7 protein-coding genes and 1 pseudogene are annotated in these 7,808 nt (G+C 66.6%); 4 read left to right on the forward strand and 4 right to left on the reverse strand.

Features of this window, described 5'->3' with window-relative positions; all coding sequences use genetic code 11:
- Positions 1 to 370: pseudogene (locus tag IC66_RS0116835) on the forward strand (TetR/AcrR family transcriptional regulator); the annotation flags it as partial.
- A 151-nt stretch (positions 371 to 521) separates the two neighbouring features.
- Here the strand turns inward: IC66_RS0116835 and pyk are convergent.
- Positions 522 to 1,958 (reverse strand): pyruvate kinase, encoded by a 1,437-nt coding sequence (gene pyk, locus IC66_RS0116840; RefSeq protein ID WP_018317789.1) that lies wholly within the window; start codon positions 1,956 to 1,958, stop codon positions 522 to 524.
- Complete coding sequence (locus tag IC66_RS0116845) at positions 1,955 to 2,548, reverse strand: DUF1036 domain-containing protein (protein ID WP_038948406.1); 594 nt, start codon at positions 2,546 to 2,548, stop codon at positions 1,955 to 1,957. Before IC66_RS0116845 ends, pyk begins: the two co-directional genes overlap by 4 nt.
- A gap of 179 nt (positions 2,549 to 2,727) precedes the next feature.
- On the opposite strand from IC66_RS0116845, the gene IC66_RS0116850 reads away from it, so the two are divergent.
- The 3 genes from IC66_RS0116850 (at position 2,728) to IC66_RS0116860 (ending at position 4,069) form a co-directional block, all read left to right on the forward strand.
- Positions 2,728 to 3,033, forward strand: a complete 306-nt coding sequence (locus IC66_RS0116850) for a DUF1244 domain-containing protein (RefSeq protein WP_018317791.1) — start codon at positions 2,728 to 2,730, stop codon at positions 3,031 to 3,033.
- Positions 3,034 to 3,228: 195 nt separating this feature from the next.
- Positions 3,229 to 3,501 (forward strand): DUF2312 domain-containing protein, encoded by a 273-nt coding sequence (locus IC66_RS0116855; protein WP_014492426.1) that lies wholly within the window; start codon positions 3,229 to 3,231, stop codon positions 3,499 to 3,501.
- Positions 3,502 to 3,643: 142 nt separating this feature from the next.
- Positions 3,644 to 4,069 carry a DUF1801 domain-containing protein gene (locus IC66_RS0116860; RefSeq protein WP_028140304.1) on the forward strand — a complete coding sequence of 142 codons (426 nt, stop codon included), beginning with the start codon at positions 3,644 to 3,646 and terminating at the stop codon, positions 4,067 to 4,069.
- A gap of 57 nt (positions 4,070 to 4,126) precedes the next feature.
- Here IC66_RS0116860 and IC66_RS0116865 read toward each other — a convergent pair whose 3' ends face one another.
- Together IC66_RS0116865 and IC66_RS0116870 are read right to left on the reverse strand one after the other, a co-directional pair.
- Positions 4,127 to 5,752, reverse strand: coding sequence for a DUF882 domain-containing protein (locus tag IC66_RS0116865; RefSeq protein ID WP_028140303.1), 1,626 nt, complete (start codon positions 5,750 to 5,752; stop codon positions 4,127 to 4,129).
- 269 nt (positions 5,753 to 6,021) lie between these two features.
- Positions 6,022 to 7,808, reverse strand: a 1,787-nt coding sequence (locus tag IC66_RS0116870) for a L,D-transpeptidase family protein (RefSeq protein WP_038948408.1), incomplete at its 5' end; no start/stop codon positions are given.

Consider the following 7,808-nt stretch of genomic DNA (forward strand, 5'->3'; position numbering starts at 1 on the left):
GTCGCAGCGGCGGCTGGCCTGGGGCATTCTGGCAGAACCGGTCGATGTCGATGTCAGCGCCTCCCGCCTTGCCAGCCGGCGGGAGATTGCCGGCGAGATTGCCGCCCGGATCGACGCCGCGGTGCGTGCCGGTCACCTGCCCGCCCAGGACACCGCACTCGCCGCCACCGCCTTGCTCGGCGCGCTGCATGAGGCCCTGGTCGGGCCGTTAGCGCCTGACAATCTCGACGATCCCGTCAAGATGCGCGATGCGGTGCAGACCGTGACGCTGCTGGCGCTGCGTGCGGTCGGCGTCATGGACGCCCGCGCCCGGGGACTCGTGGTGCAGCAGACGCTGCTGCCGGCCGCGAAGGCGCTCGTTGGGGCGTAAAATCGCCCTGTGCACGAAGCGGCCGGCCTGACGGCGCTCAGGTGGTTGACTGAGCGAGCCTTTTCGCAAAACCACAGCACGATCGCCGGGCCCTCCGGCTACTGTGCATGGGGTTGTTTTTCGACTTTTTGTTTGGCGTGCCCTGGCGGGCCTACATGATCGCGTCGCCCTCGGGGCCGACCGAGGCGATGCGCACCATGTTGGTGGTGCCGGGGATGCCGAGCGGCACGCCGGCGACGATGATGACACGCTGGCCGGCGCGGACGAAACCGTCCCGGAACGCGATCTGGCCGGCGCGGCCGACCATGTCGTCCTGGTCGCGCGCGTCTTCCGCCACCACGCAATGCACGCCCCAGACCACCGCGAGCCGTCGGCCGGCGGTGATGTTCGGCGTGATCGCCACGATCGGCGGCTTCGGCCGCTCGCGCGCCACCCGCACTGCGGTCGAGCCCGAGCTGGTCCAGCAGATCAGGGCGGGAAGGTCGAGCGTCTCGGCGATCTGCCGCGCGGCGTCGGCGATGGCATCGCCCGCGGTGGATTCCGGCGCGGGACGCTGTGCGGTGAGCACGGAACGATAAATCGGGTCGCGCTCGACCTCCTCGCCGATGCGGTTCATGGTCGAGACCGCCTCGACCGGGAATTTGCCGGCCGCCGATTCCGCCGACAGCATGATGGCGTCGGCGCCCTCATAGACGGCCGTGGCGACGTCGGAGACCTCGGCGCGGGTCGGCACCGGCGACTGGATCATCGATTCCAGCATCTGGGTTGCGATCACCACCGGCTTGCCGGCGCGGCGCGCCATCCGCGTCATCTGCTTCTGCAGGCTCGGCACGCGCTCGAGCGGCAATTCGACGCCGAGGTCGCCGCGCGCCACCATCAGCGCGTCGGAGGCCTCGATGATGTCGGCGAGGCGGTCGATCGCCTGCGGCTTCTCGATCTTGGCCATGACCGCGGCGCGGCCGCGGATCATCTTCTTGGCTTCGATCACGTCGTCGGCGCGCTGCACGAAGGACAGCGCGATCCAGTCGATGCCGGTGACGAGCGCCGCCTCGAGGTCGGCGCGGTCCTTCGAGGTCATGGCGGAGACGGGCAGGTCGGTGTCGGGCAGGCTGACGCCCTTGCGGTCGCTCATCTTGCCGCCGACCACGACCCGCGTCACCGCGTGCTCTTTCGAGGTCTCCTCCGCGATCAGGCGCACCTTGCCGTCGTCGAGCAGCAGCGCGTGGCCGGGCCGCAGCGCCGCCAGGATCTCGGGATGCGGCAGGTGGACGCGCGTGGTGTCGCCGGGGGCCTTGTCGGAATCCAGCGTGAAGGTCTGGCCGTTCTGCAGCTGCACCGAGCCTTCGGCGAAGGAGCCGAGCCTGAGCTTCGGGCCCTGCAGGTCGACCAGGATGCCGATCGGCCGGCCATAGCTGCTCTCGACGTTGCGGATCGTCGCCACCAGCTCCCGCATCTTGTCATGCGGGGTGTGGCTCATGTTGATGCGAAATAGGTCGGCGCCGGCCTCGAACAGGCGGCGGATCATCGCGAGGTCTGAAGAGGCTGGGCCCAGGGTCGCGAGAATCTTGATACGGCGAAGACGCCTCATGGCTTATTTCCAGACGGGGGCGAGGGAGCTGGCGGGAGGCCAGGCGGGGCGGGGGGCGTACCACCGGGCGGGCTATTGGGCAAACCCGGAACCCCGCCCGGGCCAACCGGACCGGGGAGGCCGGGTACGCGCTGCTGCGCCGGCTGTTCGTTGGCATCGGTGAGCTGCACCGTCCACGCCCGCTGCTCACCGGTATCGACCTCGAAATAGCCGGTCCGGTCATAGCCGCGCGCGAGGCAATCCTCGGTGCCGCGGATGGTGAACTCCTTGTCGCGCGAGCACATGAAGGCCTGCCCCGACCACTCGCCGCCGCGGTCATAGTCGATGGCGTAGATGTAATAGTAACGGGCGACCAACGTTCCCCGCAGCAGGGTCTCGCAGGAGCGGGACGAGATGTTCCACCAGCCCTCGGTGGTCCAGCCCTCGGCGTCCTTGTAGCCGAGCGCAATGCCGACCCGGCTCGACGTGTTGTTGCAGAGACGGAAATCGGCGGAGGCCGGGCTGCTCCACAAGCACAGCAGGCCAATTGCCAGCACCGGGACCAACCGGGCGAGCATGCGAAGGGGGAAGCGGGGAGATTCGGCGATCATTGTCGCGGAAGCTATATCAGATCATTGGCGATTTGGCGTAGGGGGCCGGGGAACTGCCTCAAGGCCGGGTTCGGGTCGGTTTGCGCCGGGATATGGCAAAATCTGTGACAGGACCCACCTGATCCCGTAAGGGTGACCGCAATCGGGGCAGGCCCAAAGGGATATCAAGGGACATAGCCATGGCAATCGACGACAAAACCAGAACGGAGCTCGAGGCGGCCGCCTTCCGCCGTCTGGTCGATCATCTGAAATCGCGGACGGATGTCCAGAACATCGACATGATGAATCTGGCGGGCTTCTGCCGCAACTGCCTGTCCAACTGGCTCAAGGAAGCTGCCGACGCCCAGGGCGTCGCCTTAAGCAAGGACGAGAGCCGAGAGGCCGTCTACGGCATGCCCTACGAGACCTGGAAGTCGAAATACCAGGGCACGGCCACGCCAGAACAGCTCGAGACGATGAAGAAGGTCCATCCCCACGGGCACTGAACGGCGCGGGCGCGCCTCGCTGAGTCGCACCACACAACAGCTTTCTTGGCCTCGCCGCAGGAAGGTGTGGGCGCGCTGTGGACGAGCGCGATGCTGCCTTGAACGCAGTCGGTACCAACCCTAAGGGTCTACCAGCACGCGCGGTGAGGGATGCCGGCGTCACCTCGTTTTGCCAGTTCCATTGGGAGTACCTAGATGGCCACCTCCGCCGCCGTCCGCGACGACGAGCCCGCGACGAAATTTGCCAAGGACCAGCTCAAATCCATCATCGAGCGCATCGAGCGGCTGGAGGAAGAGAAGAAGGCGATCTCCGACGATATCCGCGACGTCTATGCCGAAAGCAAAGGCAACGGCTACGACGTCAAGGCGCTACGCACCATCGTGCGCATGCGCAAGCAGGACCCCAACGAGCGCGCCGAGGCCGAGACGATTCTCGAGACCTACATGCAGGCGCTGGGCATGCTCTGAGGCGGTCGCGCCTCAAGCACGACTGCGGCAGCCCGGAGCACAGCGAAATCCGGGTTCTCGCAGTGTGAAAGCAATCCCGGATTGCGCCGCGCTCCATCCGGGCTAAAAATTGCGCGTGTTTCGTTTGCGAACGGAGTCGCGAATGACTGCGCCGCCGCTGCCGCGCGAGGTGAACCGTGCCTTCGGCGCTCTGCCGGCACCGATCGGCAAGCGGCTGCTTCAGGTGCGCGCGCTGATCTTCGCGACGGCCGCGGCGTATGAAGAGGTCGGCCGGCTCACCGAGACTCTCAAATGGGGCGAGCCGGCGTATCTGACCGACGAGACCGGCAGCGGCTCGACGATCCGGCTCGGCCGCGTCAAGGACCCCGCACACGCCGCCATCCTGTTCAATTGCAAGACGACGCTGATCGATAGCTTCCGCGAACGCTTTCCCGATCGGTTCGAGTACCGGCAGACCCGGGCGCTGTTGTTGCCGGTGGTGGGCAGGCTGCCGATGCGGGAATTATCCGTCTGCCTGTCGCTGGCGCTGACGTATCATCTGGACCGGCGAGCGAGGAAAGCGCGGTAGGGCGTTCTTGGCCTGGATGGAGCGAAGAGACTGAATTCGTGGAGGTAGCTTGGCGCCTCAGCGCAGCGCGGCCGTGCGCATGACGAACGACGTCGTCTGGAGCTTCGCGGTCGCGCTGCCCGAAAAACTGTCGCAGGACAGGCCGTGCATCGGGTCGTCGGCAAAGCCCATTGCGATCACGGCCTGCGGCTTGACGAAATAGCCGCGCAGCGCGGCCGTATCGAGCTCGCCCATCAGCGTGACCGACATCGCGCGGCTGGCGCTCGGCGACAGCATCACGATCTTGAGCCAGATGCTGTCGCTCTTGGCGGCGGAGAGGCGGGTCGCGGTCGCGACCGCGCCGTCGACGCTCTTGCCGACCACCGTGTTGATTTCGGTCGCCTGGGCGATGCTGCGTGACGCGGGACGGGCCGAGCGCGGGATCGGCGCGGAGGCGGCGACGACATTGCCGCGATCAACCGGGGAGGCGGCCGGCGCGAAAGCCAGCGCCTGAAGGGCCGCGTTGGACACGCTCGCGGTTGCTTGCGGATCGGTGGCAGAGGCGAGCGCCTGGCGGGCCTTCAGCGCAGCGATTTGCGCCGGCGTCGCCTGCTGCGGCGCGGCCGGGACATCATCCCAGAAGCCGCGGGCGTTGATGATGTCGGCCGGAGTCTCCGGCTTGCCCTCTGCAGATTTGGGTGCCGGCTTGTCAGCCACGGCCGCGGGCTTCGGCTTGGGCGGCGCGACCAGCTGTGCGTCGGCCGAGGCGAGCTGGATCGCGGCGGCAATCTGCGGCTTGGCGCGCGGCGTCGGCACCGGATCGGCGGGCTTGGCTGCGGCTGCGACCACGGTCGGCACCGCCGGCTTGGCGGCCGGCGCGGGCGCGCCCTCGTCGTCCTCGTCGCTGCTGGCGGCCGGAGCGGCGGACTTGCCCTTGAACAAAGCGGCGAAGAAGTTCGGCTTGCTGCTGGAGTCGTCGCCATTGCCGCGGCGCTCGATCTCGGCCTTGGCGAGCTCATAGCCCTTGAGCGGGGTGCCGTCTGTCGGCAAGTGCACCGTCTTTCCGTCCGGGAAGACGCGGGCGAGCTGGTCATGCGTCATGCGTGGCCAGTGCCGGATGCTGCCGGTGTCCAGATGCACGAAGGGCGAGCCCGACGTCGGGTAGAAGCCGACGCCGCCGCGCTGCAGGCGCAGGCCGGCGAAGCGGATCTGCTCCAGCGGCACGCCCGGAATGTAGAAGTCCATCGCATGTCCCAGCATGTGCTGGCTGAAGCGCGCCACCCCGGAGGAGCGGCGGCGGAGCATGGCGTTGGTGGCGGGGGAGCGGTAGGAGGAGATGATCTGGATCGGCTGCTTGGCGTCGACGTCGCGGTAGACTTCCCAGAGGATATCGAAGAGGCGGCGGTCCATGACCGTCTCGTCCTGGGTGCGCCAGTCGCGCAGGAAGTGATTGAGCTGCTTCAGCGCCGCTTCGTCATAGCGGCCATCACGCTTGAAGGTGACGGTCAGGTCTTCGCCGGAATGGGTGTGGTGGAAGGAGAGGGTCTTGGTTTCGCTCAGCGCGGCGGCGTTGTGGACTGAACCCGCGGCAGCAAGCAGCAATACGGCAGCGAGGCCGATCCGGGATCCGGCCTTCACTCCCGCATGGGACAACGACAGCACAGTAAATTGGCGTGCGAGACCAGTCAGCACGTATGAGCCCACCCAGTCGACGAGCGTTCAAAATGGACTCTCCCGCCAACCCCGTAGCAGTGCGAAAGAGGATGAACGCTTTCTTAAAGCAAGAAGGTTAATTCGAGGTTGACCTTCCCGCGCCCAAACCAAGTCAGGCTACAATCCTAACCCGTTGAGTGTGGCAAAAAAACGCCCGGTGCCGGGAGCGGGGTGGACAATGGTTAACGTTAAACGGCCCCATCCATGGGACGGGGCCGTTGATATCGTTGTGGAATTCGAAAAGCTGAGCTCCCGCAGCCTTACCGGGTGAACACCCGCTGCTGCTGGGACCGGCGGCCGACCGGAGCCGGCGGCGGGGTCGGCGCCCCGCCTCCGAACAGCCGTTCGAAGAAGTTCGGGCCCGACGAGCCGAAGCCACCGCCATTGTTGGCCACGGCCACGCCTGAGGGCAGGGTCGTCGCCGGGCGCGAATAGCTCGGCTGCGAGTGCGCAACGACGGCCTCGAGATCCTTGCCGCGGTTGTTCTTCAGGATGTTGATCATGGTCGCGTCGCGGCCATAGACGTCCTTGCGGAACTGCAGTTTGCCGGCATCGTCAACGAAGGCGGTCTGATAGGTGATGTTGACCGGGACCGGAGTCGGGAATTTCAGGTCGATCTCGCTCTTGCCGTACATGCTGCGCACGCGCTCGGGCGTGTACTTCTCGTTCGGCATGGTGATGTTGAGCAGCACGGACGCGTACTGATCCGGATTCTGCACGCGCATGCAGCCATGGCTGAAGGCGCGATCTTCCCTGGCGAACAGGTTCTTGTCCGGCGTGTCGTGCTGATAGACCAGGAACTTGTTCGGGAAGTTGAAGCGGATGCGGCCGAGCGCGTTGGCTTCACCGGGCGGCTGCGAGATGTGCACCGAGCCGTCGCGGTTCTGTTCGAGCTTGAGGCCCATGCGCTGCAGCACGGTCGGGTCCTGCTGCAACGCCGGCAGATACTCGTTGTAGACGATCGACGGCGGCACGTTCCAGGTCGGATTGACCGTGATGTACTTCATCGTCTCGGTCAGCAGCGGGGTCGCATGCGTGCCCGGCTTGCCGGTGACGACGCGGGTGGTCCAGACCTGCTGGCCGCGCTGCATCACCTTCAGCGTGTAGTCGGGAATGTTGAGGATCACATAGGCATCGCCCAGCGCGGGCGCGCCGAGATCGCGCGGCAGCCAGCGCCAGCGCTCCATGTTCACCAGCACCACGTCGATCTGCTTGTCGCGCTTGGGGGTGTTGAGCGCCTTGACCGTCTTGTCGTCGAGGATGCCGGTCGCCTTCATCTCGGCGCCGCTCTGGAATTTTCGCACGGCGTCGGCGACCGCTGCGTCATAGCGGGTGTCGCCGGCGTTCTCGGCAAGGCCGAGCTTGGCGCGAAGCTGCGGCACACGCGCATCTTCCACGACGATCTCAGCCTGCTTTTTGCTGGCCGGGGTGTATTTCAGCGTCGGACCGTCGGCGATCTCGATCACCGGGCCGTTGCCCTGACCGCGAAGCTCCGCGAGCTTGGCCTTCAGCTCCTTGTAGAGCTTGTGGGGCGGATTGTAGCTGTCGAGCGCAGCGGAGGCGTCCGTCGCGGTCGTGACCTTGGCGAGCACCTCGTTCGGGTCGACCGGATGCTCGGGATAGAGGATGTCGCCGCTGACCTGCGACCAATGCATGCGGCCGCTCTGGGCCTGGCGCGCATAGTCGAACATGCTGGCGGTGAGCTTGAGCTCGGCATCGGCCAGCGCATCGGGCGTGGTGGCGCTGGCGAAGTCCGGCACCGGATAGTCGGCGGGGTTGAGGCCGTCGGACGCCGCATCCTTCAGCCGCGCGATGACGCCCTTGGCCGCGGCGGTCAGGCTGCCGCCTTGCGTCCAGACCGGCGCGAAGTCGCGTGCGCCATAAAACTTCTCGATCGCCGCGCGCTCGTTCTTGCGATCGAAATGGCGCGAGGTCTTGGCGCCGATGATGTCCTTGAGCTTGTCGGCGACCGGCTGGTCGGCGGCGGGAACATTGCTCGCGGCCTTCACGGGCTCAGCGCCAGGGGCCGTAGCCGTGGCGGGGGGCG

The sequence above is a fragment of the Bradyrhizobium genomosp. III genome (genome assembly GCF_000261705.1).
In the GTDB taxonomy this organism is placed as follows: Bacteria; Pseudomonadota; Alphaproteobacteria; order Rhizobiales; family Xanthobacteraceae; genus Bradyrhizobium; species Bradyrhizobium ottawaense.